The 24,678-nt window shown below is 70.4% G+C and carries 20 protein-coding genes; 9 read left to right on the forward strand and 11 right to left on the reverse strand.

Features of this window, described 5'->3' with window-relative positions; translation table 11 throughout:
- Positions 1 to 18 precede the first annotated feature (18 nt).
- The 3 genes from FF096_RS21190 to FF096_RS21200 are packed head-to-tail and all read left to right on the forward strand — an operon-like array spanning position 19 to position 3,613.
- Positions 19 to 1,335 carry a prenyltransferase/squalene oxidase repeat-containing protein gene (locus tag FF096_RS21190; RefSeq protein ID WP_155221181.1) on the forward strand — a complete coding sequence of 439 codons (1,317 nt, stop codon included), beginning with the start codon at positions 19 to 21 and terminating at the stop codon, positions 1,333 to 1,335.
- Positions 1,332 to 2,720 carry a methyltransferase domain-containing protein gene (locus FF096_RS27345; RefSeq protein ID WP_155221183.1) on the forward strand — a complete coding sequence of 463 codons (1,389 nt, stop codon included), beginning with the start codon at positions 1,332 to 1,334 and terminating at the stop codon, positions 2,718 to 2,720. Before FF096_RS21190 ends, FF096_RS27345 begins: the two co-directional genes overlap by 4 nt.
- A 2-nt stretch (positions 2,721 to 2,722) precedes the next feature.
- Positions 2,723 to 3,613, forward strand: a complete 891-nt coding sequence (locus tag FF096_RS21200; RefSeq protein ID WP_155221185.1) for a hypothetical protein — start codon at positions 2,723 to 2,725, stop codon at positions 3,611 to 3,613.
- 54 nt (positions 3,614 to 3,667) lie between these two features.
- Here the strand turns inward: FF096_RS21200 and FF096_RS21205 are convergent, their stop codons facing one another.
- The 6 genes from FF096_RS21205 to FF096_RS21230 all read right to left on the reverse strand — a co-directional run bounded on the left by FF096_RS21205 (position 3,668) and on the right by FF096_RS21230 (position 10,451).
- Positions 3,668 to 4,831 (reverse strand): arginase family protein, encoded by a 1,164-nt coding sequence (locus FF096_RS21205; RefSeq protein ID WP_155221187.1) that lies wholly within the window; start codon positions 4,829 to 4,831, stop codon positions 3,668 to 3,670.
- 125 nt (positions 4,832 to 4,956) lie between these two features.
- A complete protein-coding gene (locus tag FF096_RS21210) occupies positions 4,957 to 5,868 on the reverse strand; it encodes a tetratricopeptide repeat protein (RefSeq protein ID WP_155221188.1) in 912 nt (303 codons plus the stop codon).
- A 98-nt stretch (positions 5,869 to 5,966) separates the two neighbouring features.
- Positions 5,967 to 7,655, reverse strand: a complete 1,689-nt coding sequence (locus tag FF096_RS21215) for a methylmalonyl-CoA mutase (protein ID WP_155221190.1) — start codon at positions 7,653 to 7,655, stop codon at positions 5,967 to 5,969.
- A 104-nt stretch (positions 7,656 to 7,759) separates the two neighbouring features.
- The gene (locus FF096_RS21220; protein WP_230462819.1) at positions 7,760 to 8,152 is read right to left on the reverse strand and encodes an Asp23/Gls24 family envelope stress response protein; all 393 of its coding nucleotides are present in this window, start codon (positions 8,150 to 8,152) and stop codon (positions 7,760 to 7,762) included.
- A 98-nt stretch (positions 8,153 to 8,250) separates the two neighbouring features.
- The gene (gene meaB / locus FF096_RS21225; RefSeq protein WP_155221258.1) at positions 8,251 to 9,186 is read right to left on the reverse strand and encodes a methylmalonyl Co-A mutase-associated GTPase MeaB; all 936 of its coding nucleotides are present in this window, start codon (positions 9,184 to 9,186) and stop codon (positions 8,251 to 8,253) included.
- A gap of 65 nt (positions 9,187 to 9,251) precedes the next feature.
- Complete coding sequence (locus FF096_RS21230) at positions 9,252 to 10,451, reverse strand: acetyl-CoA C-acetyltransferase (RefSeq protein WP_155221194.1); 1,200 nt, start codon at positions 10,449 to 10,451, stop codon at positions 9,252 to 9,254.
- 64 nt (positions 10,452 to 10,515) lie between these two features.
- Between FF096_RS21230 and mce the strand changes: the two genes are divergently transcribed.
- The 5 genes from mce to FF096_RS21255 all read left to right on the forward strand — a co-directional run bounded on the left by mce (position 10,516) and on the right by FF096_RS21255 (position 18,094).
- Entirely contained in the window at positions 10,516 to 10,992 is a 477-nt protein-coding gene (mce, locus tag FF096_RS21235) for a methylmalonyl-CoA epimerase (protein ID WP_155221196.1), read from the forward strand.
- Positions 10,993 to 11,230: 238 nt separating this feature from the next.
- Positions 11,231 to 12,586 (forward strand): crotonyl-CoA carboxylase/reductase, encoded by a 1,356-nt coding sequence (gene ccrA, locus FF096_RS21240; protein WP_309223704.1) that lies wholly within the window; start codon positions 11,231 to 11,233, stop codon positions 12,584 to 12,586.
- Positions 12,587 to 12,855: 269 nt separating this feature from the next.
- Positions 12,856 to 14,136 (forward strand): DivIVA domain-containing protein, encoded by a 1,281-nt coding sequence (locus FF096_RS21245; RefSeq protein WP_155221200.1) that lies wholly within the window; start codon positions 12,856 to 12,858, stop codon positions 14,134 to 14,136.
- A gap of 168 nt (positions 14,137 to 14,304) precedes the next feature.
- Entirely contained in the window at positions 14,305 to 16,533 is a 2,229-nt protein-coding gene (locus tag FF096_RS21250) for a hypothetical protein (RefSeq protein ID WP_155221203.1), read from the forward strand.
- 301 nt (positions 16,534 to 16,834) lie between these two features.
- Positions 16,835 to 18,094, forward strand: coding sequence for an AI-2E family transporter (locus FF096_RS21255; RefSeq protein ID WP_155221205.1), 1,260 nt, complete (start codon positions 16,835 to 16,837; stop codon positions 18,092 to 18,094).
- Positions 18,095 to 18,119: 25 nt separating this feature from the next.
- Here the strand turns inward: FF096_RS21255 and FF096_RS21260 are convergent, their stop codons facing one another.
- The 5 genes from FF096_RS21260 to FF096_RS21280 all read right to left on the reverse strand — a co-directional run bounded on the left by FF096_RS21260 (position 18,120) and on the right by FF096_RS21280 (position 22,864).
- Positions 18,120 to 18,929, reverse strand: coding sequence for an alpha/beta hydrolase (locus FF096_RS21260; protein ID WP_155221207.1), 810 nt, complete (start codon positions 18,927 to 18,929; stop codon positions 18,120 to 18,122).
- On the reverse strand, positions 18,926 to 19,216 hold the full coding sequence (locus tag FF096_RS21265; protein WP_309223708.1) for a hypothetical protein: 291 nt from the start codon (positions 19,214 to 19,216) through the stop codon (positions 18,926 to 18,928). The genes FF096_RS21260 and FF096_RS21265 overlap by 4 nt, the downstream gene beginning before the upstream one ends.
- A gap of 74 nt (positions 19,217 to 19,290) precedes the next feature.
- Positions 19,291 to 21,084 (reverse strand): 3-hydroxybutyryl-CoA dehydrogenase, encoded by a 1,794-nt coding sequence (locus FF096_RS21270; RefSeq protein WP_309223705.1) that lies wholly within the window; start codon positions 21,082 to 21,084, stop codon positions 19,291 to 19,293.
- Positions 21,085 to 21,244: 160 nt separating this feature from the next.
- Positions 21,245 to 22,300: an alpha/beta fold hydrolase gene (locus FF096_RS21275; protein ID WP_155221211.1), complete on the reverse strand. Its 1,056-nt coding sequence runs from the start codon at positions 22,298 to 22,300 to the stop codon at positions 21,245 to 21,247.
- Between the two features lie 111 nt (positions 22,301 to 22,411).
- Positions 22,412 to 22,864 (reverse strand): FHA domain-containing protein, encoded by a 453-nt coding sequence (locus FF096_RS21280; protein ID WP_155221213.1) that lies wholly within the window; start codon positions 22,862 to 22,864, stop codon positions 22,412 to 22,414.
- 256 nt (positions 22,865 to 23,120) lie between these two features.
- On the opposite strand from FF096_RS21280, the gene FF096_RS21285 reads away from it, so the two are divergent.
- Positions 23,121 to 24,614, forward strand: a complete 1,494-nt coding sequence (locus FF096_RS21285) for an aldehyde dehydrogenase family protein (protein ID WP_155221215.1) — start codon at positions 23,121 to 23,123, stop codon at positions 24,612 to 24,614.
- Positions 24,615 to 24,678: the final 64 nt, after the last annotated feature.

Below are 24,678 nucleotides of genomic sequence, written 5' to 3' on the forward strand. Positions count from 1 at the left end.
CCTCGGCGTGGAGATCAATTGACACAGCCAGCAGCCAGTCTCTCCGGCTCGGAAATAACAGGTGCCATCGACCGCGCACTTGACTGCCTCCGAGTCAACTTCCGGTCATCCAACAATGCGGCTGGGTGGTATCACTTTCTGGACGATCCCGCGCCGGGCATCACGGCCTCGGCAGTGGGGCTGTTCACCTTCCGGCTCGCTGCACAGGAATTCGAACGAGTCGACGAGATCATCAAGTATCTAATCGATCATCAAGTCGTCGAACCGCCCGAACGGGCTGGCGGCTGGGCAGTTCGGACCACCAACGGCTTTCCAATCATTGAGGCCACCGCCTGGGTCGTACGCGCCCTGAGCCCTCCCGGCACCGGCCGGCTCGCCGCCTCGGAGTCCCTACGGGAGGGCGTGGACTTCCTCGAACGCAGCCAGAACACCGACTTCGGTTGGGCGTCCTACGCCGGTCAGCCTTCCCGGGTGTTCCACACCGCACTGTGCATGCTGGCGCTGCAGGAGTGCGGCGGGCCTCCGTCGGTCATCGACAACGCCAAGAAATGGCTGATCGGGGCTCAGAGCCCGGACGCGCCGGCCTGGGGTCCACTGCCGGGCACAGCGCCGACCCTGCTGCATACGAGCTTCGCACTGCTCGCCCTCGCCAGGCTCGAAGGCGCGCTCAGCGTGAATACCATCAGCAAGACTGCTGACTGGATTCTCGACCGCTTGGTGCCTGGCGAACATGCGGAACGGTCATCGACGGTGGAGGAGTTCGACGTCCCTTATCCCGACGGAACCCGTCAACTTGTGTTCCAGAACGCCCTTCCTCATTTCGCCGGCCCCGTCGCCGTCACTGCGCTGCTGACGGCGGGGGTCGATCCCCTGCAACCCAAACTGTTCAGCGCAGTTTCGGCCATCGTGCGAGACCAGGGAAAGACCGGGGCGTGGGAGCTTCCTCGAAGCCCTCTGAGGGAATCGATCTGGGCGATCTGGCCGTTCGTGTCGGCGTTGTCCAAAATGCGCGAGGCGCTGTTCGCGGGCCGCACCGGGGAGGTCCAGTTGCTGTATCCCGGTTGCGCCCTCATACAGACCCAGGCCAGCGCCAAGAAGCTGACCAGCGCCCTGCTCATGCGCAACGTCGTCGTGGGCTGGATGCGCCGCCACCGGCTCGCGTTGGCTCTGTGGCTGATCGGAGTCGGCTACTCGGTCGGCGCGGCCATCCTGTACTTCGTCCGCGCCGTAGGCCGCACCGAGTTCCTCGTGGGTCTGATTCTTCCCGCGCTGCTGCTCGTCTTTCAACTGGTGTGGGGCGCTCGCAGTCGGCTACGCGGAGGGCACGGGCCGTGACCATTGACAGTCCTGAGCCGCGCGACAACTGGCACCCCGCACGAGACCGCGACAAGCTGAACGGTGAGACCGGCAGACGGTCGGTGAACAGGGTGGCAGGATCGCACACCTGCGAGCTATGCCAGGAGGTGCGACGTAACGCTGCCGCCTCACCGGCACCGGTCACCCAACAGCAGCACCGATTGATCATGCGCGAGGCCGGCCTGGACGTCATGGCGGGGCTCGGTTCGCTGGTCCCCGGGTATGCCCTTGTCGTACCGCATCGCCACGTCCCCAGCAGCGGGGACCTCTTGCCCGAGGAACGGGACCTGCTGCACCGGACGGCATGCTCGGTCGCGGCACTCATTCAACGGGTGTTCGACTGCCGCGTGGTGATGGTCGAGCACGGCTCGTCCGGCAAGGAGGCTGGCCAAATTGGCGGCGGGTGTATCACACACTGCCACCTACACCTGTTCCCGCTACCCCTGGCGGCCGACCCGCAGAGCCTGGTGCCGCCAGGTTCCAGCGCCATCGACGACCTGGAGCCACTAGCTACAGCTGCCTCGCGCCAAGAGAACTACTACTTCTGCTCCTGGTTGCCCGCGACGCGCTATCTGAACTTGGAGCCCCCGCCGGTTTCGCAGTACGCGCGTCGCGCCTGGGCACGTCTGATGAACTTGTCGGATATGTGGGATTGGGCAGCTTTTCCCTACATCGAGAATTGTCGCATCACTGTCAGTGAGCTCCGACGGGACGAGGCACACATGAGGCACACTACGGAGATCGATATCCTTAGCGAGACGATCGCCGCCTACGAGGCCAACGCCGTGGGGTACGCGGCTGCCACCAACTCGTTCGCCACCAATTCGACACTGCCCGGCCAGATCGATGAGCTACTCAAAGCGACCGGGGGGCCGGTGCTTGACGCTGGTGCGGGAGCTGGACGGGACGCTCATCACATGGCCCGGACCGGCCGCTCTGTGATCGCCCTGGACGCCTCCGCGTCCCTACTCGGGCAGGTGAAGTGGAGCAGCAAGTTCCACCGGGTTGTGGCGGACATGCGGTCCCTCCCTCTCGCCAACGCCTCCGTCGGTGCCATCTGGTGCTCGGCGGTGCTGCTCCATCTCGGCCAACAAGACCTACAGCGGGCCCTGGACGAACTCCACCGGGTGTTATGGCGAGGCGGAATCATGCAGGTCTCCGTCAAGGAGGGCCGAGGCATGGTCAGCGAGCCACTAGGGCGATCGGACACGATACGACACTTCTTCCTATACGAATTGTCCGAGCTTTGCGCGTTCGCGGACAGTGCCGGCTTCGACATCATTAGAGCGTGGACCGAGGAGGAGGACAGTTCGGGCCAGACGCTACAAAGGTGGGCAAAGACGCTGCTAAGGAAAATTGACTGAACGTGCTGCCCCATCTTCATCTTCATCTGGAACCTGAGCGACGCAAGCGGGCACAACTTGGTCTGCCCACCGCACCGCAGTACCGCAACTCAGCAGCTGCCTTCTTCGCCTCCCACGACGTGCGGAATCGCACACGAGTACCGGTTACAGGGGATGATCTCGGTACGTTCATTCGGGAGATCCACGCCGAGCAGCGGCACGAACACGTCGACTACGCCGAGTTGCGGCTCTCGCCCCGTCGGTTCCTGGTGGACGGTCTGTCTCTTGAGGAGTTCCTCCAGATCGCACACGCCACGATGCAGCCACTCGAAAGCCCTGCCATCAGAGGAATCCTATTGGTCAACCGCGACAGCACCAGGGACTTCCTGGAGCAGTGCACCGCCCACCTGGACGACCTTCCCGCTACGTTTGTCGGTGTCGATCTTGCGGGAGACGAAAGCCGATACCCCGACGTCACCGCCTTTCGCGACCTGTTTACCGCTGCCAAGGCTATCGGGCTCGGTGTCACCGTGCACGCCGGCGAATTCGGCGATCTCGACGGCGTCTGGCGGGCCCTTGACGAGTTGGGCGCGCAGCGACTGGGCCATGCACTGGCTGCCGTCCGTAGCCCGTCCCTACTCAAACGGCTTCGGGACGACAAGGTCTTGGTCGAAGTGTCCCTCTCCTCCAACCTGATGCTCGGCGCCGTCGCATCGGTCGCACTGCACCCCGTGCGCGTCTTCTTTGACGCGGGCATACCCGTCAGCTTCAACACCGACATCCCGATAGAAAGCCGTTCCACGCTGCCGGCAGAACTCGCTCTGGCGGCAAGACTACTCGGCCTTACAACGGAAGAAGTGGTCGCGGTACAGCGGGGGGTGGCTCGCTTCGTTTTCCGAACCGCCGAGCGCTGAGACCTCGGCTTCCTCGTCGCGCGGTGGCTCGGCCCGCCGGTTCCTGCGACGTCGTCAGCGGGAGAGGACGTCCTCGTCGTCCTCAACGGTTCCCGCTGGCGGCTCGGTGGGTTCATCGGGTTCCTGGCCAGCCGATCCGGCCGGTCCCGTCGGCGTGTCCGTCGGTGGCCCGGCAACGACCGGACGGCCGATCACGGGAGTGCTGGCCGCATCACCGGCCGAGACGAGACCGATCGGAGCCGATTGCCTCGGCGGTGTGGCGGGCGGTGGCGGTTCGGGACGCAACCGGGGCGGCATCGAGCCGGGAGCGGTCACCGGACGCAGGCCGGAGACGACGGTGTTGACGATCTCCGCAGCGTACGCGCCGTCCGGGTCGTAGTCGGGGTCGAACACGGTCAGCTCGACGCCGAGGCAGTGCGGGGTGTCGACCAGACCGGCGAGCAGGATCTCCAGCTCGGCGAAGGCGATGCCACCCGGGTCCGGCGCGTCGACCGCCGGCATCACCGCAGGATCGAGCACGTCCAGGTCAACGTGCACCCAGTAGCCGGCGCAGTCGGCGAGTTGCTCGTGCGCCCACTGGGCGGTACGTGCCGCACCCTCGGCGCGCAACGCCGGCACCGGTCGGGTGATGATCCCGGCGGCCTGGAGGTCGAGACGGTACTCGTCCTGCGCCCGGATGCCGAGCACCACCACGTCGACGTCCCGAAAATAGGGCCGGCGTCCCTCGATGGCCGCGAGGTCGGCCTGACCCCGACCGGTGACCAGGGCGAGACCCTCACCCGCCGCCGCACCCACGTACGAGGCGTTGCCGGGGTGCCGGAAGTCGGAATGGCCGTCGACGAAGACCAGCCCGATCCGGCCGCCGACCGCCTCCCCCAACCGGTGCATGGCCAGCGCCGAGCCGAGCAGGATCGAGCAGTCACCACCGAGAACCACCGGGAACTCTCCCCGGTCGATGATCGCGCCGATCCGGTCGGCCAGCGCCGCGGAGTAGTCGGCGATCTCCCTCGCGTGGCAGACACCGTCACCGGGTCGCCAGTCACCGGCGTCGTAGCGCGGCGGGGTCAGGCACCCCGCGTCCCGGGCCCGTAGCCGGGGCAGCAGGCCCTGGTCCCGCAGGGCGCCGGGGGCCTTGGCGCAGCCGGGAACCGAGGTGGGCGTGGGTGGGCGCAGACCGAGGTTGCTCGGCGCGTCGAGGACGGCGATCCGGCGCATCATGGGCCGCTCTCGTTCGCGGCTGCGGGGCTCGCAAGCTCACTCCTCGCGCTCACGCAAGCCCCTTCCGTTCGTTGGTGAGTAGGGGCGGGCCGGCGACGCCGGCCCGCGCTGGGGTGGCAGGTACGTCAGAAAAGGGCGCTGGCCAGGGCCCGGCGGGCCGAGGCGACTGCGGGATCCTCGGGCCCGGCGATGGTGAACAGGCCGACCAGGTGCTGACGGACCTTTTCCCGGTCGTCTCCGCTGGTGCGGCGGACCAGCCCGACCAGCCGCTGGTACGCCTGATCAGCCAGACCGCTGAGCACCTCGACGTCGGCGGCGAGCAGTTGCGCGTCGACATCGTCGGGGTTGGCCGCCGCGTCGGTGAGCGCGGCCTGCGGATCGACGCCGGCCACCCGGCGGGCCAGCCCCACCTGGGCCAGCCCGGCCTCGGCGGCGGCGTCCGTCGGGGTCTCGGCGAGGATCTTCCGGTACGCCTGCTCGGCGGCGTCCAGGTCGCCACTCATCAGCGCGTCGTCCGCCTCGCCGAGCCGGGGGTCCTCCGTCTCGGCCACGCTCACCCCGCCCGCCTTGAGCACGGCCTGGATCCACTGACGCAGCTGCGCCTCGGGTACCACTCCGGAGAACGCGTCAACCGGCTGCCCGCCGACCACCGCGTACACCATCGGGATGCCCTGGACCCGGAACATCTGCGCGAGCCTCGGGTTGGCGTCCACGTCGACCTTGGCGAGCACCCAGGCACCGCCACCCTCGACCGCCAGTCGTTCCAGCACCGGGGAGAGCTGCTTGCAGGGCTGACACCACTCGGCCCAGAAGTCGACCACGACGGGTGTTGTCAGCGAGCGCTCCAGGACCTCCGACTGGAAGGTCGCCTCGGTCACGTCGACGACGGTGACCCCGCCGACAGCACCACCGGGTGCGCCGGCGGGCGGGCCGGCCTGGACCGGCGCCGGGGCGGAACTGGGGGCAGGGGTGCGCAGCGCGCTGAGGTCGACCGCGCCGCGGGTAAAGATCGACGAGGTGATCCGTGGGTCGCTCATGGTTATCTAGTCTCGCACGCAGTTCCCCGAACTCCGATCAGCCTCGGCCCGCGCAGTTGCCGCTGTCACCCCTGCCCAGCCGCCTGATGGGGCGAAGGTCAGAACCGTGCGGGCTCGCGGTAAACGCCCCATTCGGCGCGCAGCGCGTCGCAGATCTCGCCGAGCGTCGCCTCCGCCCGGACGGCGTCGAGCATCGCCGGGATCATGTTCTCCCCGGTACGGCTCACCGCGACCATCGCCTCGACCGCGGCACGGACCCGGGCATCGTCCCGGCCGCGCTTGCGTTCGGCCAGCATCCGGCGCTGCTCCAACTCCACCTCGTGCGAGATACGCAGGATCTCCAGTTCCTTGGCGACCGTGCCGGTGTGGCAGTTGACGCCGACGATCTTCTTCTCGCCCTTCTCCAGCGCCTGCTGGTAGGCGAACGCGGCCTCGGCGATCTGCCCGGTGAACCAGCCGTCCTCGATACCGCGCAGGATGCCGGAGGTCATCGGGCCGATGGTGTGCGGGCCGTCGCCACCGAGCGCCCGGATCCGGGCGAAGATCTCCTCCGCCTCCGCCTCGATCCGGTCGGTGAGCGCCTCGACGTACCACGAGCCGCCCAGCGGGTCGGCCACGTTGGTCACCCCGATCTCCTCCATCAGCACCTGCTGCGTACGCAGGGCGATCTCGGCGGACTCGTCGGTGGGCAGCGCGAGGGTCTCGTCCAGGGCGTTGGTGTGCAGCGAGTTGGTGCCGCCGAGCACCGCGGCGAGCGCCTCGACGGCGGTGCGTACAACGTTGTTGACCGGCTGCTGCGCGGTCAGCGACACACCGGCGGTCTGCGTGTGGAACCGCAGCCAGAGCGCCTTCTCACTGGTCGCGCCGTAGACGTCGCGCAGCCAGCGGGCCCAGATCCGGCGGGCGGCACGGAACTTGGCGATCTCCTCGAAGAAGTCGACGTGCGAGTCGAAGAAGAAGCTCAGACCGGGGGCGAAGACGTTGACGTCGAGTCCCCGCGACAGCCCCAGCTCGACGTAGCCGAAGCCGTCGGCCAGGGTGAACGCCAGTTCCTGCGCGGCGGTGGAGCCGGCCTCGCGGATGTGGTACCCGGAGACCGACAGCGGTTTGTAGCGCGGGATCTCCGCCGCGCAGTACTCCATCAGGTCGCCGATCAGGCGCAGGTGCGGCTCCGGGTCGAACAGCCACTCCTTCTGCGCGATGTACTCCTTGAAGATGTCGGTCTGCAACGTGCCGTCGAGGCTCGACAGGTCGGCGCCCTGCCGCTCGGCGGCCACCAGGTACATGCAGAACACCGGCACCGCCGGGCCGGAGATGGTCATGCTCGTGGTGACCCCGGCGAGGTCGATGCCGTCGAAGAGCACCTCCATGTCGGCGGCGCTGTCCACCGCCACCCCACAGTGGCCGACCTCGCCGAGCGACTGCGGGTCGTCGGAGTCGCGCCCCATCAGCGTGGGCATGTCGAAGGCGACCGAGAGCCCGCCACCGCCCGCGCCCAGGATCATCTTGTAGCGCTCGTTGGTCTGGCGGGCGTTACCGAACCCGGCGAACTGACGGATGGTCCAGGTCCGCCCCCGGTAGCCGGTCGGGTAGAGGCCCCGCGTGTAGGGATACTCCCCGGGCCAGCCGATCCGCTCGAAGCCCGGGTACGCGGCCCCCTCCGGCGGCCCGTAGACCGGCTCGACGGGCATCCCGGAGAGCGTGGTGAAGTCGGCGTCCCGCTTGCGCGCGGCGTCGTAGCGGGCCTGCCAGCGGGCCCGCCCGGCCGCGATCTCGTCGGCGTTCATCCCCGGGCTCCTCCTCGAGTCCTCGACTGCACGTCGAGTGTAGAGCCCTTACCTGAACGATCGATAAGGAAGTTCGTACCGACCAGTAACTGAGCTGCGCGAACTCAGGCGGGGTCACCGCCGATAGCCACGTCGTCCACCCGGATGTTGATCTCGTCGACCCGCAGCCCGTACGCCTCGACCGCCCGGGTCACCTCGACCCGCACCGCCGTGGTCACCTCGGGCACCGGATGCCCGGCGTCGGTCACGATGACCAGGTTGATCACGGCACCACCGTTGGTCACGTGCGCCGAGCATCCCCGCCGGGCGTCGCCGACCTGGTCGAGCCCGACCCGGTCCAGCACCGCGTTGAAGAACCGGGCGATGTCGCCACCCAACTCGACCACGCCGGGCACGGACTTCGCCGCGGCCACCGCGATCTTCTCCACCACCTCGTCCGAGACATGCGTACGCCCACCCGCGACCGCGTCGGGCGTCATCGCCAGCTCCTGCGTCATCTCGTGGTCCATGCGTCCCCCAGCGGCCCTCGCAGCACCCGCGCAACCCACGCGGCGGTGCGAGCCTAACCGTCTTCGGCGGTCCGCAGTGGACGTGGTCACCCGGACAGCTGAGCGAGCAACGCCTCGGCCGCCGCGTACGGATCGGTCGAACCGGCCGCCACCTCGGCGGCGAGCGCCGGCAACTGCGTACCGTCGCGCAGCGAGCCGATCCGGGCGCGCAGCGCACCGAGCGCGATCGCCTCGACCTCGGCGGCGGCCCGCGCCTCCCGCCGTCGCCGCAACTCGTCGTGCTCGACCAGCCAGGCGCGATGCTTGTCGATGGCGGCGGCGACGTCGTCGATGCCCTCACCCCGGGCGGCGATCGCCCGCACCACCTGCGGACGCCACTGACCGGGCCCGCGCTCACCCAGCGCGATCATGCCCTGGATGTCCCGCACGGTGGCGTCGGCGCCGTCCCGGTCGGCCTTGTTGACCACGAAGACGTCGGCGATCTCCAGGATGCCGGCCTTCACCGCCTGGATCGCGTCGCCCATGCCGGGTGCGAGCAACACCAGCGTGGTGTCGGCCAGCGAGGCCACCTCGACCTCCGCCTGCCCGACGCCGACGGTCTCGACCAGCACCACGTCGCAGCCGGCGCCCTCCAGCACCCGCACCGCCTGCGGAGTCGCCGCCGACAGCCCACCGAGGTGCCCCCGGCTGGACATCGAACGGATGTAGACGCCGGGGTCGGTGGCATGGTCCTGCATCCGCACCCGGTCGCCGAGGATGGCACCGCCGGTGAACGGGCTCGACGGGTCGATGGCCAGCACGCCGACGCGATGGCCCCGGCTGCGCAGGGCCCGGACCAGTTCGTTGGTGGTGGTGGACTTGCCCACGCCCGGAGAGCCGGTCAGGCCGACCACCTGGGCCCGCCCGGTGTACGGCGCGAGCGCCGCGGCGATGGCCGGGACCGTCTCGTCGCCCGACTCGACCAGGGTGATCAGCCGGGCGACCGCACGGGGGTCACCGTCGCGAGCCCGTTCGACCAGCATCGGGACGTCCCGACTGCGGCGCACCGAGCCGGCGGCCGCCACCGGGACGCGGGTGTTCGACTCGCTCACAGATCGGTCTCGGTGGGGTCGGGAACGTGGATGATCAGCGCGTCGCCCTGGCCACCGCCGCCGCAGAGCGCCGCCGCACCGGTGCCACCGCCACGCCGCTTCAGCTCCAGCGCGAGGGTGAGCACCAGCCGGGCACCGGACATGCCGATCGGGTGACCGAGCGCGATCGCGCCGCCGTTGACGTTCACCTTGTCGGGGCTGATCCCGAGGTCACGGGTCGACTGGATGCCGACCTGGGCGAACGCCTCGTTGATCTCGATCAGGTCGAGGTCGGAGATGCTCAGACCACCCTTGCGCAGCGCGTGCTGGATGGCGTTGGACGGCTGCGAGTGCAGGGAGTTGTCCGGGCCGGCGACGTTGCCGTGCGCTCCCACCTCGGCCAGCCAGGCCAGGCCCAGCTCCTTGGCCTTCGCCTTGCTCATGACCACCACCGCGGCGGCCCCGTCGGAGATCGGCGAGGAACTGCCGGCGGTGATGGTGCCGTCGGCGGTGAACGCCGGGCGGAGCTTGGCCAGGGACTCGGCGGTGGTGTCCGGCCGGATCCCCTCGTCCTCGCTGATCACCAGTGGGTCACCCTTGCGCTGCGGGATGACCACCGGGGTGATCTCCTCGGCGAAGTGGCCGTTCTTCTGCGCGGCCGCGGCACGCTGGTGGCTGGCAGCTGCGAACTCGTCCTGCTCGCGGCGGGTGATGCCCCGGGTGTGGCCGTGCCGCTCGGTGGACTCACCCATCGAGCAACAGTCCCAGGCGTCGGTGAGCCCGTCGAGCGCCATGTGGTCCTTGACCACCACGTCGCCGTACTTGTAGCCACCGCGCTGGCCGAGCAGCAGGTGCGGGGCGTTGGTCATCGACTCCATGCCGCCGGCCACCACGATGTCGAACTCACCGGCCCGGATCAGCTGGTCGGCCAGGGCGATCGCGTCCAGGCCGGAGAGGCAGACCTTGTTGATGGTCAGGGCCGGTACGGACATCGGGATGCCCGCCTCGACGGCCGCCTGCCGGGCGGGGATCTGCCCGGTGCCGGCCTGGAGCACCTGGCCCATGATCACGTACTGCACCTGGTCGGGTGCGACTCCCGCCCGTTCGAGCGCGGCGGAGATCGCGATGCCGCCGAGTTTCGTCGCCGGTAGGTCCTTGAGGTTTCCCAGCAGGCGCCCCATCGGGGTCCGCGCGCCGCTGACGATCACCGAAGCCATACCTGCCTCCGAGGGGGGGGTGCCGACCTGTACGCCTTAACGACTGTTCGGCCAGACTAACGTCATGGTTGAGAACTCCCCCGTCGAGCCCGCTGCCGACTATGTCACAGACATCGGACTACTCCGAATCGACCATATCGGGATAGCGGTGGCCGACCTCGACGCCGCCGTCGCCTTCTATCAGCGCACCTTCGGCATGCGCTGCGTGCACACGGAGACCAACACCGAGCAGGGCGTCCGGGAGGCGATGCTGGCGGTCGGGCCCCGCACCGAGGACGGCTGCGTGCAACTGCTCGCGCCGTTGTCCCCGGAGTCCACGATCGCGAAGTTCCTGGACCGCAACGGTCCGGGCGTCCAGCAGGTGGCGTACACGGTGGCGGACATCGACACGGCCTGCGCGGCGCTGCGCGAGCGCGGTTTGCGGCTGCTCTACGAGACCCCGAGACGCGGCACCGCCGGCTCCCGGATCAACTTCGTCCACCCCAAGGACGCCGGGGGCGTGCTGGTCGAGCTGGTGCAACCGGCCGACGCACCCCACTGACCACCCGCGCACGGCGCGGAGGTGCATGTTCGCTCGGGCGAGCGCGCACCTCCGCGCAGTGGCCGATGCACTTTTTCACAGCAGGCTATCCACCCAAGCTACCGTTCAGTAACCTCCGGCCTCACAGCAGCCCGAAGGCGCGGGATGTGGTGGCGGCCGACATGGTGACCGCCACCGACCGGCGTCGACGATGGCAGCCCCAGGCCCGCCGCCGTCGCGGCGAGAACCGGAGGTCACCGTGCAGGACATCGTTGAGGCCATCATGGCGGCGGACGGGTCGACCGACCCGGCGCGCGAGCTGGCCGGCGTCGCGGGACTACCGGTGCCGGCCAGCTATCGGGGCGTGGTCGTCCGGGCCGAGGAGACCCGGATGTTCGACGGCCTGGCGACCCGGGACAAGGACCCCCGCAAGGCGCTGCACCTACAGGAGGTGCCGACCCCCGAACTCGGCCCGGGTGAGGCCCTGGTCGCGGTGATGGCCAGCGCCATCAACTACAACACCGTCTGGACCAGCATCTTCGAACCGCTACCCACCTTCAAGTTCCTCCAGCGCTACGGCCGCAGCTCCGAGTTGGCCCGGCGGCACGACCTGCCGTACCACGTGGTCGGCTCGGACGCGGCCGGGGTGGTGCTGCGGGTCGGTGCCGGGGTGAGCCGCTGGCGTCCGGGCGACGAGGTGGTGGCCCACTGCCTGTCGGTCGAGTTGGAGGACGCGGCCGGCCATGACGACACGATGCTCGACCCACAGCAACGAATCTGGGGGTTCGAGACCAACTTCGGCGGCCTGGCCGAGCTTGCCGTGGTCAAGGCCAACCAGCTGATGCCCAAGCCGGCGCACCTGAGCTGGGAGGAGGCGGCCAGCCCGGGCCTGGTCAACTCGACGGCGTACCGGCAGCTCGTGTCGCATCACGGCGCGAACATGAAGCAGGGTGACGTGGTGCTGATCTGGGGCGCCTCGGGCGGCCTGGGCAGCTACGCCACCCAGCTTGCCCTCAACGGTGGCGCCATCCCGGTCTGCGTCGTCTCCTCGCCGGAGAAGGCGGAACTGTGCCGTCGGATGGGTGCCGAGCTGGTCATCGACCGCGCCGCCGAGGGCTTCCGGTTCTGGTCGGACGAACAGACCCAGGAGCCGGACGAGTGGCGGCGCTTCGGTGAACGGATCCGGGAACTCACCGGCGGTGAGGACCCGGACATCGTCTTCGAGCATCCGGGCCGGGAGACCTTCGGCGCCAGCGTCTACGTCGCCAAGCGCGGCGGCACCATCGTCACCTGCGCCTCCACCAGCGGCTTCCTGCACCAGTACGACAACCGCTACCTCTGGATGCACCTCAAGCGCATCGTGGGCAGCCACTTCGCCAACTACCGGGAGGCGTGGGAGGCCAACCGGCTGGTGTCGCTGGGCAGGGTCCATCCCACGGTGTCGAAGACGTACGCCCTGGAACAGACCGGCCAGGCCGCGTACGAGGTGCACCGCAACGCCCACCAGGGCAAGGTCGGCGTCCGCTGCCTGGCCCCTGAGGACGGACTCGGCGTACGTGACCCCGAGCTGCGGGCCCGGCACGCCGAGGCGATCAACCGGTTCCGCGGGCGCTGACCTGACGGCCGAGGCCCGGATGGCCATTCGGTGATCGCCGATTGGCTTTCCACACAGCCGGTCGGACCCCCATTCGTGCGACCGGCCGACGCCGGAAACAAAGGGCCGTGGGACTAGCTCCCACGGCCCTTTTTCCGGGACCCGCTCCGCCCGTCCGGCTCGCCCCGGAGCTGGCAAGATCGCGCGGTCGGCCACCCGGTGGTGTTGACCATGTAATGCGGACGCCACGCTCTTGCGAAGCACCCCGGGGGGTCTGCCAGTATGTCCCAATGCCCCAGCAGCAGTCCTCCCCTCTCGCGTTCTTCGATAACGCGAACTCGCAGCCAGATTTCACGGTTGGCCTGCGCGGATACAACACCGGTCAGGTCGACGACTTCATCGGCCGGCTGAACGCCGCGCTGAGCCAGGCCAACAAGGACCGCGCCGACGCCGAGCAGGCGCTCAACGACGCGCAGCGCCGGCTCCGGCAGTCCGAGCAGCGGCTCACGGCCCTGGAGCAGAAGCTCGCCGACACCAGCAAGCAGCTGGAGGAGAACAGCCGGCCCACGCTGTCCGGCCTCGGCACCCGGGTCGAGCAGATCCTCCGGCTCGCCGAGGAGCAGGCCAACGACCACCGTAACGAGGCCAAGCGCGAGTCGGAGGGGATCCTCTCCGCCGCCCGTCTCGAAGCACGGGAGATCACCGACAAGGCACGCGCCGAGGCGGCGGCCATGAAGGCGACCGCCGAGCGGGAGGCGGGCAACGTCCGCACCGCCGCCGAGCGCGAGGCCGCAGAGGTCCGCGTCCAGGCCCGGCGGGAGGCCGACACCCTGCGCGCCGACGCGGAGCGGGAGACCAAGCAGCTGCGTACGGTGACCGCCCACGAGGTCGCCGAACTGAAGTCCACCGTGGAGCGCGAGGTGGCCACCCTGCGGGCCACCGCCGAGCGTGAGATCACCCAGCAGCGGGCCAAGGCCGCCCGCGAGGCCGAGGATAAGCGCGCGGAGGCGACGAAGCTGCTCACCGACGCCCGCGACAAGCGCGACAAGGACCTCCAGGCCCTGGAGTTGCAGCTCGCGGAGCGGCGGGAGAAGGCCGAGCGCGAGGAGTCGGAGCGGCACGCCGCCCAGGTCGCACAGACCCAGAAGCTGGTCAACGAGGCCGAGCAGCGGGCTCGGGCCGCGCAGGACCGGGCCAAGGAGATCGAGCAGCGGGCCGAGGCCCGCCGGGTCGAGTCGGAGCGCAGCGCCACCGAGACGGTGGAGAAGGCCAAGGCGCTCGCCGAGCGGACGCTCAACGAGGCCCGTGCCGAGTCGCAGCGCCTGCTCAACGAGGCCCGCACCGAGGCCGAGCTGACCACCCAGGCGGCCAGCCGCGAGGTCGAGGACCTCACCCGGCAGAAGGACGCGGTCACCGCCCAGCTCGTCCAGATCCGCTCCAGCCTGGCCGGTCTCGCCGGTCTGGTGCCGGGTGTGGCCGACGCGGTGGTCGCCAAGGTCGAGGCCACGAAGGCGGAGGACGCCAAGGCGGAGGGCTCCGAGAAGCCCGCCGCCGCCGAGTCGGCCAGCTGAGCCGCCTCCCGTACCGGGGCATGATCCACGGCGCGGGGTGACATCGGGTGACCGGTGACACCCCGCGCCGCCCTGCGTCCGCAGTACCCCTCTCCAGGTCGTGAAGTAGCTCCCAACAGGGGCGTCCGTATCGCCCCAGGAGGGCCCGATGCGTGTGAGGATGGGAGCATGTCGCACGGCGAGGAACTGTTCGCGCTCGGCGGGGACGTGACCACGGAGCCCAGCTTCGAGTCCGCTCTGCGGGGATACGAGAAACGGCAGGTCGACCGCTACGTCGCTCGTGCGGAGCACGAGATCGCCGCGCTCGCGGCCGAACGGGAACAGGCGTACACCCAGATCCACAAGCTGGCCGGTCAGGTCGAGGTGCTGCAACGCGACCTCGCCCAGGTGCGCAAGCAGGTCGGGGTCGTCGACCGGGCCGCCTTCCGACACCTCGGGCCACGGGTGGAGCAGATCCTCACGCTGGCTGAGGAGCAGGCCGAGGACATCCTCTCCGCCGCCCACGAGGAGATCGAGGCCCGGCGGGCCGCCGCCGAGCACATCATCGAGGAGGCGCGCGCCGAGGCCGCGACCGCGCTCAAGGACTTCGAGATCGCACTGGCCGCCCGGCGGGCGGAGGAGGAACGGCAGGCCGAGGCTCGCCGGGCGGAGTCGGAAGCCGCCTTGACCGCTGCGAAGGAGGAGGCCGCCCGGCTGCGCAAGTCCGCTCAGGAGGCCCTGGCCACCGCCCAGCAGGAGGCCACCCAGCTACGGGACGCCGCCAGGGAGATCCACACTCGGGCCCAGCAGGAGGCGACCAAGCTGCGCGAGGCGGCCCGGGAGGCCCTGGCCACCGCCCAGCAGGAGGCGACCCAGCTTCGCGACGCCGCGAAGGAGGTGCACGCGAAGGCCCAGCAGGAGGCGCGACGGCTGGTCGACCAGGCCACCGAGGCGGGGCGGGCCACCCATGCCAAGGCCCAGCATGAGGCCAAGCAGATCATCGACGACGCCACCGAGGCCGGCCGGGCCACCCGCGACAAGGCCCGCCAGGAGGCCGAGCGGTTGACCACCCAGGCGGCCGAGTCGGCGAAGCGCACCCGTGCCGAGACCGAGGCGTACGCCCAGCGCATGCGCAGCGAGACCGAGGCGTACGTGCAGCATGCCCGAACGCAGGCACAGCAGGAGCTGGGTGCCTGGCGGGCCGGGGTGGAGCAGGAGGTCAACAGCCGACGCGAGGCGGCCGACCGGGAGCTGACCGAGCGCAAGGCGACCGCCGAACGCGAGTTCACCGCCCGCCGTGATCAGCTGGAGAAGCAGTACAAGACCCGCAGCGCCGAGCTGGACGAGCGGATGCGCGCCCGTACCGCCGAGCTGGAGTCCGACTTCGAGACCCGTCGGGCACAGCTGGAGGCGGAGTACACCGCGCGGAAGAACGAGATCGAGCAGGGCGCCGACCAGATCCGCCAGGCCGCCGAGCAGGAGGCCGCCACGGTCCGCGCGCAGGCCGAGGAGCAGGCCGGCGAGCTGCTGCGCCAGGCCGAGGCCGAGTCGGCGGCGAAGCGACGCGAGGCCGACGAGTACGTCACGACCGTCCGGCGCGAAGCCGACGAGTACGCGGCCACCACCCACCGCGACGCCGACCAGTACGCCGAGACCACCCGGCGCGAGGCGGACGAGCACGTCACCGCCGTACGACGGGAGGCCGACGAGTACGTCGCCTCGTCCCGTCGCCAGTTCGAGGAGTACGCGGCCACCACCCAGCAGCACCTGGCCACCACCCAGCAGCACCTCGCCGCCACGCAGCAGGAGGCCGCCGCCAGCCGGCAGCAACTCGCCCAGGTCATGCTGGAGATCGCCAAGGCCCAGCAGCAGCTCGCCGACCTGCGCCAGGAGACGTGGAAGTCCCGGCAGGAGTCCGACGAGTTGGAGCGCAAGCTGCTCGGTCTGCGGCTCCAGGCCGCGTCGACGCCCGACGGTTCGGCCGCGTCCGCGCCCGCCAGCGTGTCGCCCAACGGCGCACTCCTCACCAGCCCTTCGACCAACGGTGCCCAGCCCTCCGGCGACGGCGTGCCCGCCACCAACACGGCCACCGGCGCGGGCCCGACCAGCGACTCCGCCCCGGCCGGTGACCGTACGAGCACGGACGACACCGGTCCGGCGACGAAGCCGGTGGCGGAACCGGTCACCACGGTCGAGGACGCCTCGCCGACCCGACCGCCGACCGAGCCGACCAGCGTCGACGGCGGCACCGCGAGCGAGGGACTGGACGGCGAGCCCACGGTGGCGGCGGTGCCCGGCGAAGGTGGCCGGGGTGCCACCCCGACGAAGATCACCAGCACCGGCGAGAACGGCAAGCGCCCCACCAAGCCGACCACCGACGAGCGCAGCGCCAAGCCCAGCAAGGTCACCTCCGACTGACCATCTACCCCCCGGGGGGGGCGCGGCCCAGCGGCCTCGGCCTCGGCGCCCCAGGGCCGGCGGTCCAGCGTCCGGCCCGGTCGACCACACTCCGAGCGCAGCGGTCCCACCCCGGGCTCTGGGCGATCATGCAGGGCAAGCGTGCGACCGGGGACGAATCGCCGTACGGTCGGCGACGAGGGTTCGTACGGCCGACCGGCTCGGGCGAGAGCTGGGACGGTGGTATTGCGGGTGCCGAACGGACCTCGAACCGGGCAGTATGGCCCGACGGCACTGCCGGACCACTCGACGGAGAGACCGGATGGCACAGCACGAGCCCGACGAGGCCGAGCCGGGACCCACCGAGCGGGAGCAGCAAGGGGGCGGACCACGCCCGCGCCAGCGGCCCGCAACACCGCCGCCAGCCTCGCAGTCCGGCGAGAGCACGGAGAACACGCCGCCGGGCTCGCGGGCGACACCCACCGGCGACGGTACGCAGACCTCGGCGGTCGGCGCGGCGGCGCACCCGGACGGAGGGCGCTTCGGCACTCCCGGGCGTCCCCTGAGGCGTAACAGTTTCCTGGTCGGGTTCACCGGCGCGCTCGGCGTACTGCTCGCGTACGCGGTCTATCTGGGGGTGCGCAACGCGGCGGGAATCCTGGTCCTGGTGGTGATCGCCCTCTTCCTCGCGGTGGGCCTGCACCCGGCGGTGCTCCGGCTACGGTCCTGGGGCTTTCCACGCGGACTGGCCGTGGCGACGGTCGTCCTGGTCGTGGTGGCGTTGCTCGCCGCCGGGGTGCTGGCGCTGGTGCCGCCGATCGTGACCCAGTCCGGCCAGTTCATCGAGCAGTTGCCGAGCTACCTGGAGTCGCTGCGCCGCAACGAGACGGTCAACGACCTGGTCGAGCGGTTCGACCTGATGCGCCGTGCTCAGGAGGCGGCCAGCGCGGACGTGGTCGGCCGGGCGTTGGGCGGGGTGCTCGGTGGTGCCCAACTGGTCTTCGGCACCGTCTTCCGGGTGCTGACCGTGCTGGTGCTGACCATCTACTTCCTGGTCTACTTCGACCGGTTGCGCGACCTCGCCTACGCGTTGGTGCCGCGCTCCCGTCGCCAGCGGGTGCAACTGATCGGTGACGAGATCCTGACCAAGGTCGGGGCGTACATGGTCGGCGCGCTGGTCATCGCGGTGTTGGCCGGCGCGAGCACCTTCGTGTTCGCGTTGGTCGTCGGTCTGCCGTACCCGTTCGCGCTGGCGGTGGTCGTCGCGGTGACCGACCTGATCCCGCAGATCGGTGCCACCCTCGGTGCCGTGATCGTCAGCCTGGTCGGCTTCGCCACCGAGCCTTCGGTCGGCATCGCCTGCGTGGTCTTCTTCGTGATCTACCAGCAGATCGAGAACTACCTCATCTACCCGAAGATCATGCGGCGTTCGGTGCAGGTCAACGAGGTCGCCGCGTTGGTGGCCGCGCTGCTCGGAGTGTCGCTGGTGGGGGTGATCGGCGCGCTGATCGCCATCCCGACGGTGGCCGCCGTCCAGCTCATCCTCCGGGAGGTGGTGATCCCCCGCCAGGATGCCCGCTGACCGGCCGACCCCGCACCGGCGGATGTCACTCGGACCGGCGCTGCGGTGGACCCGACACCGGCGTGTCGGCGAAGGCGGCAACCGTCCGGTCCGCGTACGCGCTGGCGTCGCCGGTCTCCATCGGGCCGTCCCAGCTGGTCGGCAGTGGCACCGACACCGCCGGGTTGACCCGCCGGACCACCTCGTCCAGCACGGTCTCGGCGTCGCCGACCCAGAGGTGCTTGGCCCCGGGTACGCCGACCACCTCGGCCTGCGGCACCGCCGCGAACTGTTCCCGAGCCTGCTCCGGGCGCAGATAGTCGTCGAACTCCGGCACCAACGCGGTCAGCGGCTTGCCCGACTCGGCCCAGGTGTCCAGGTCCGCCCGGCCGGCGAAACGCAGCGGTGGCGAGAGCAGGATCGCCCCGGTCACCGCCGGATCGCAGCCGTAGCGCAGCACCAGGTCGGTGCCGAACGACCAGCCCAGCAGCCAGATGTTCGGCAGCTCGTGGAACTCGGCGTACTCGATGGCGGCGGCGACGTCGAAGCGCTCACCGACGGCGGAGTCGAAGCTGCCCTCGCTGGTGCCGCGCACGCTGCTGGTGCCCCGGGTGTTGAACCTGAGCACGGCCAGGTCGGCCAGCGCGGGCAGTCGCCAGGCCGCCTTACGGAACACATGGCTGTCCATCATCCCGCCGTGGGTGGGCAGCGGGTGCAGGCAGACCAGGGTCGCGGCCGGTTCCCGGTCGACCGGGCGGGCCAGCTCGCCGACCAACCGCAGGTCGTCCGCGGTGTGCAGCTCGATGTCCTCCCGACGCCCCGGCAGGATCGAGGAGGCACGGATCGGTGAACTCATGCCTCCAGTCTCCCGTTGCGCCGACCGCGCTGGATCACCGGGGCCCGCCGGTCCCGGGCCCGCCAGCAGCCGGTATGCCAGTGCCGCCGGTCGGTGAGGTCACCCCGGTCGTCCGCCGGCCAGGCGACGACGTGCGCCACACCCGGGCGGATCTCCTGATCGCACCCGGGACAGCGGTACGTCTTGGTGGACGCGCCGCCGCTGATCCCGCGTACCTGCCACTCGCCGTCCCGCCACTGTTGGACCGCGGCGACGCCGTGCCGGGCGCGCTCGACGTCGAGCCGCACCGTGTCGTCACGGCGGGGACGGTTGCGACGGGGACTCACGTCATCAAGCGTACGGGCGGTGCGCCGCGAACCGCTCAGCGGCGGGTGTGGTCGCGGAACCCCCGGCCGGTCTTGCGACCCAGATAGCCGGCGGTGACCAGGTGCTCCAGCAGCGGCGCCGGGGCGAAACCGGGTTCCCGCAGCTCCAGGTAGAGCTCCCGCTGGATGGCCAGCGCCACGTCCAGACCCACCACGTCGAGCAACTCGAACGGCCCCATCGGGTAGCCGCAGCCCAGCTTCATCGCGTGGTCGATGTCGTCGGCAGTGGAGTAGTTGGCCTCCAGCATCCGCACCGCGTCGTTGAGGTAGGGGAAGAGCAGGGCGTTGACGATGAAACCGGCCCGGTCACCGCAGACCACGCCGGTCTTGCCCAACGCGGCGGTGACGGCCTGAGCGGTGGCGACGGTCTCGGCGGAGGTACGGATCGTCCGGACGATCTCCACCAGCGGCATCACCGGGGCGGGGTTGAAGAAGTGCAGGCCCACCACGTCGGCCGGGCGCTGGGTGGCCATCGCCATCTCGATCACCGACAGCGAGGAGGTGGTCGTCGCCAGCAGCACGCCCGGCTTGCAGATCTCGTCCAGGCTGGCGAAGAGCGCCTTCTTGACGCTGAGTTCCTCGACCACCGCCTCGACCACCAGATCCACGTCGGCCAGGTGCTCCAGCGTCGCCGACCAGTTGATCCGGCCGAGCGCGGCGTCCCGGTCCGCCTCGGCGAGCCGGCCCCGGACGACGCCCTTGTTGAGGGAGGTCTGCACCGCCTCGAACACCTTCGCCGACTGCTCCGCGCCCCGGGTCACCGAGACGACCTCGTAACCGGCGGTGGCGAAGACCTCGATGATCCCGGTGGCCATCGTCCCGGACCCCACGATGCCGACCTTGGTCGCCTTGGTCGCGGCTGAGTCGGTCGGCGTCGGGTCCGTCGTGGTCGGCGTCTGCTCGTCCGGTACGACCTTCGGCGAGCCGGGCCGCTCGTAGGTGTAGAAGCCCCGGCCGGACTTCCGGCCGAGCAGCCCAGCGGTCACCATCTGCTTGATCAACGGCGCTGGGGCGTGCCGGCGGTCCCGGCCACCCCGCCGGTACATGGTGTCCAGGATCTCGTACGCGGTGTCCAAACCGATCAGGTCCATCAGCGCGAGCGGCCCCATGGGCAGTCCGCAGCCGAGCTTCATGGCGGCGTCGATGTCCTCGCGGGTGGCGTAGCGGGACTCGAACAGGTCGACGGCGTGGTTGAGGTAGCCGAAGAGCAGCGCGTTGGCGATGAAGCCGGCCCGGTCGCTGATGGTGACGTCGACCTTGCCGAGTCGCTCGCAGAGCGCCTCCACGTCGGCCACCACGTCGGCCGAGGTGACCACTGTGCGTACCACCTCGACCAGCTTCATCACCGGTGCCGGATTGAAGAAGTGGATGCCGACGACCTGGTTGGGGCGGGTGGTGGCCACCGAGATCTCGGTCACGCTCAGCGACGAGGTGTTGGTGGCGAGGATGGCGTCGGGCTTGCAGACCCGATCCAGCTCGGCGAAGATCCGCTGCTTCAGCTGCAGGTGTTCGGGTACCGCCTCGATCACCAGGTCCACCGAGTGCAGCGCGTCCAACCCGACGGCGAAGCTGATCCGGGCCAGCAGGGCGTCCCGGTCGGCCTCGGCGAGCTTCCCCCTGGCCACCGCCCGGTCCGTCGAACCGGTCAGGATCGTCCGCCCACGGTCGAGCGCGGCGTCGGAGATCTCCACGGCCACCACGTCGATGCCGTTACGGGCGAAGACCTCCACGATGCCGGCACCCATGGTGCCCAGACCCACCACACCGACGCTGGTGAACTCGCGCGCCACGACCCGCCCTCCCCTGTCCGCGACGACACGGCCGGACGTGAACGGCCGCTAAGGTTATGCGCGCGAGTCTGCCACGTCACGCACAGTTGTCGAGGCGCGGTGGCACATGTCACCGGTGCCCGGGTTCCGCCACCCCGCCGGCCGACCCTGGCCGGAATGGTCAGGCCGGATCGACCCCGGCGAGGGCGAGCAGTTCGGCGACGAACTCCGTCGGGCGTTCCAGGTGTGGGCTGTGTCCGCAGCCCGGCAGCACCACCTCCCGGTAGGTGCCGCCGGCCTCGGCGTACCGGTCGAGCACCGCTCGGGTCTGCCCGATCATTGGCTGCGGCGGACATTCCTGTCGCCCCGGCCAGCCGGGCACCGCCCCCAGCGCCCCGAGCTGGGCCAGGTCGAACAGCGAGGTGTCCGAGACGATCACGTCGGCGTCGCCGCGGATCCAGGTGACCGGAGGCTTGGGTGTGACCGCCACCATCTCCTCCGCGACCCGGAAACGCGCGAGCGCGTTGAGCACTCCCCGAGCGCCCGGCGCACTACCCGGCCAGTTCGGCGAGCCCACCGCGTCGCCGGGGTAGTTGTCCGGGCCGGTCGCGGTGGAGAGCACGCTGTCGAGCAGCAGTTCCTCGTCGTCGCCGAGGCAGGAGGGGTCCGCCACGTACGCGGCCCGCAGCACACTGCGCGGACTGGTCCGCGCCTCGGTGCCGCGATCAGCGGCGACCAGCCGCGCGACGAAGTCACCGCTCGCCGTGCCCGCACCGGCACCGGCCAGGTCGGGCGTGGTCGGGGTGCCGACCAGGTCGCGGGTGGCCCCGAAGCCGTACGGGGACACGGGTGCCGCCAGCAGCAGCCCGGCGACCCGGTCAGGGTGGTCCGCCAGCAGGCGCATCGCCACTCCCCCGCCGAGCGAGTGACCGACGACCACGGGCCGGACACCCTCGGCGAACAGCGACGGCTCGTCGAGCAACGCGGCCACGTCGTCGGCGAAGTCGGTCAGGCCACGACCGGCGTCGACCGGGGCGGTCTGGGTGTCGCCGTAGCCGCGCAGATCCGGCGCCACCACCCGCAACGTCTCCGGCAGACGGCGCACAAGCGGCTCCCAGAAGGCGGCCGAGGAGCAGTTGCCGTGCACGAGGAGCACCGGCGCTGCGTCCACGGGTCCGGCCACCAGGACGGACTGGCTGATGCCGTTCGCGGTGACCGCCTGCCGCTGTGTCCTCATTTGCGGCATGGTGCCACGACCGGCACCGTCGGTCCATGTGGCCGGCAACCACCCGGCAAGGACGCCTCCGGTGGGCGGCGGCCAGGGGCCGGACCGGTGGGCGGACGGTCGTCAGCGGGGTACGCCGACCACCGCCGCGCCGGACGGCCCCGGCACCACGGGCGTCGCGACCGTGGCGGGCAGCGGTCGGCTCGGGCGTCGCTCCTGACGGGGCAGCTCGAAGCTGAGCCCCACCGGGTCCGTCCGTGCCACGCTCGGGTCGAAGAACCGCAACTCGGTGCCGCCGATCCGGATCACGTCGCCGTCGCTGAGGCGAACCACCTCGGTGACCCGGAGGCCGTTCACCCAGGTGCCGTTCGTGGATCCGAGATCCACCAGGGAGGACCCCTCGCCGGTCCGCCAGATCTCGACGTGTCGACGGCTCAGGTGCGGATCGTGCACGACGATGTCGACCGCCGGATCGCGGCCGATCACCTGCGGTCGGCGTGGCAGCCGGAATCGTCGCCCTCGCATCGGCCCGGCGGCCACGGTCAACAGCGGCATCAGTTGCGGATGTTCCTCCATGGACAGTCAGCCCCTCCACCCGTGCGACGATCCCCCGGGGTCAGCCTGTCACCACCAGGTGTTCACCTCCACCATCCAGCCGGATGTCTACCGGTAACCGTCCGGGTGCTTTGCGTTCACATCTTCCACGACGGTCGGTGCCGGAACTACCGACCCGATCAGGAGGTTCGTCCGATTCAGCCACCCTGACGGGCAGCAGGAACCCCCCTTTCCCCGACCCCTACCAGCGAGTAATCCTCAGGTCTAGACTTCCGCCATGACGGCTGTGCGACCCCCCGGCACCCCGGCGATCCAGGGCGATCACCTCATCTCCACCAGCCCGGCCTCGGGCGACGAGACTGGGCGCGTGCCGGTCACCACCCCGGTCGACGTCGAACGTGCTGTCGAGCGGGCCCGCACAGCCGGTCAGTGGTGGGCGGGTCTCGGCTTCACCGGGCGGCGGGAGCGTCTGCTGCGCTGGCGACGGCTCCTCGCGCAGCGGATGGAGCAGTTGGCCGACCTGATACACGCCGAGGGCGGCAAGCCGGTCGCCGACGCGCTCGTCGAGATCGTGACCGCGGTTGAGCACGTCGACTGGGCGGCCCGCAACGCCCGGCGGGTGCTGGGCCCGCGTCGGGTCCGCTCGCGGCTCGTCCTGGCCGAGTTCTCGGCCCATCTGGAGTACCAGCCGCACGGCGTCATCGGCGTGATCGGTCCATGGAACTATCCGGTCTTCACCCCCGTCGGCTCCATCGCCTACGCGCTGGCGGCCGGCAACGCGGTGGTCTTCAAGCCGAGCGAGTACACCCCGGTCGTCGGTCAGTGGCTCGTCGACAGCTTCGCCGAGGTGGTGCCCGAACACCCGGTGCTCACCGCGGTGCACGGCCTCGGCGACGTCGGCGCGGCCCTGTGCCGGGCCGGTGTCGACAAGGTCGCCTTCACCGGGTCGACGGCCACCGCGAAGAAGGTGATGGCGGCCTGCGCCGAGTCGCTGACCCCGGTGCTGCTGGAAGCCGGCGGTAAAGACGCCATGATCGTGGACGTGGACGCCGACCTGGACGCCGCCGCCGAGGCGTGCGTCTGGGGAGCGATGACCAACGCCGGACAGACCTGCATCGGCATCGAACGCGCCTACGTGGTCGAGCCGGTCTTCGACGCGTTCGTCGACAAGGTCGTCGAACGCGCCGGACGCCTCACCGTCGGCCCCGACGCCGACATCGGTCCGATCACCATGCCGAGTCAACTGGACGTCATCCGGCGGCACATCGAGGACGCGTTGGCCCGTGGCGGCCGTGCGGTGCTCGGCGGGTCGGACGCGGTCCGACCGCCGTACGCGCACCCGACCGTGCTGGTCGAGGTACCGGAGGACGCCGCCGCCGTACGCGAGGAGACCTTCGGTCCCACTCTGACCATCAACCGGGTGCGTACCATCGACGAGGCACTGACCAGGGCCAACGCCCTGTCGTACGGGCTGGGTGGTTCGGTCTTCGGACACCAGCGCGCGGTGGCGATCGCCCGGCGGCTGCGCTCCGGCATGGCCTCGGTCAACTCGACGCTCACCTTCGCCGGCATGTCCACCCTGCCCTTCGGCGGCGTCGGCGAGTCCGGCTTCGGCCGGATCCACGGCGAGGACGGGCTGCGTGAGTTCGCCCGCGCCAAGTCCGTCACCCGCCGCCGGGGGCGTTCCCTGCTGCCCTCGACCACGTTCGACCGCACCCCGAACGACGTCGCCCGGCTGGTGAAGGCGGTCAAGCTGCTCTACGGCAGGTGACGCGGGCGGCCGGCAAGACGGTCACCGGGCCGCGCCGAGCCAACCGACGACCGACGGCGTCTAG

It is taken from the genome of Micromonospora sp. CP22 (genome assembly GCF_009712475.1).
Classification (GTDB): Bacteria; Actinomycetota; Actinomycetes; order Mycobacteriales; family Micromonosporaceae; genus Micromonospora.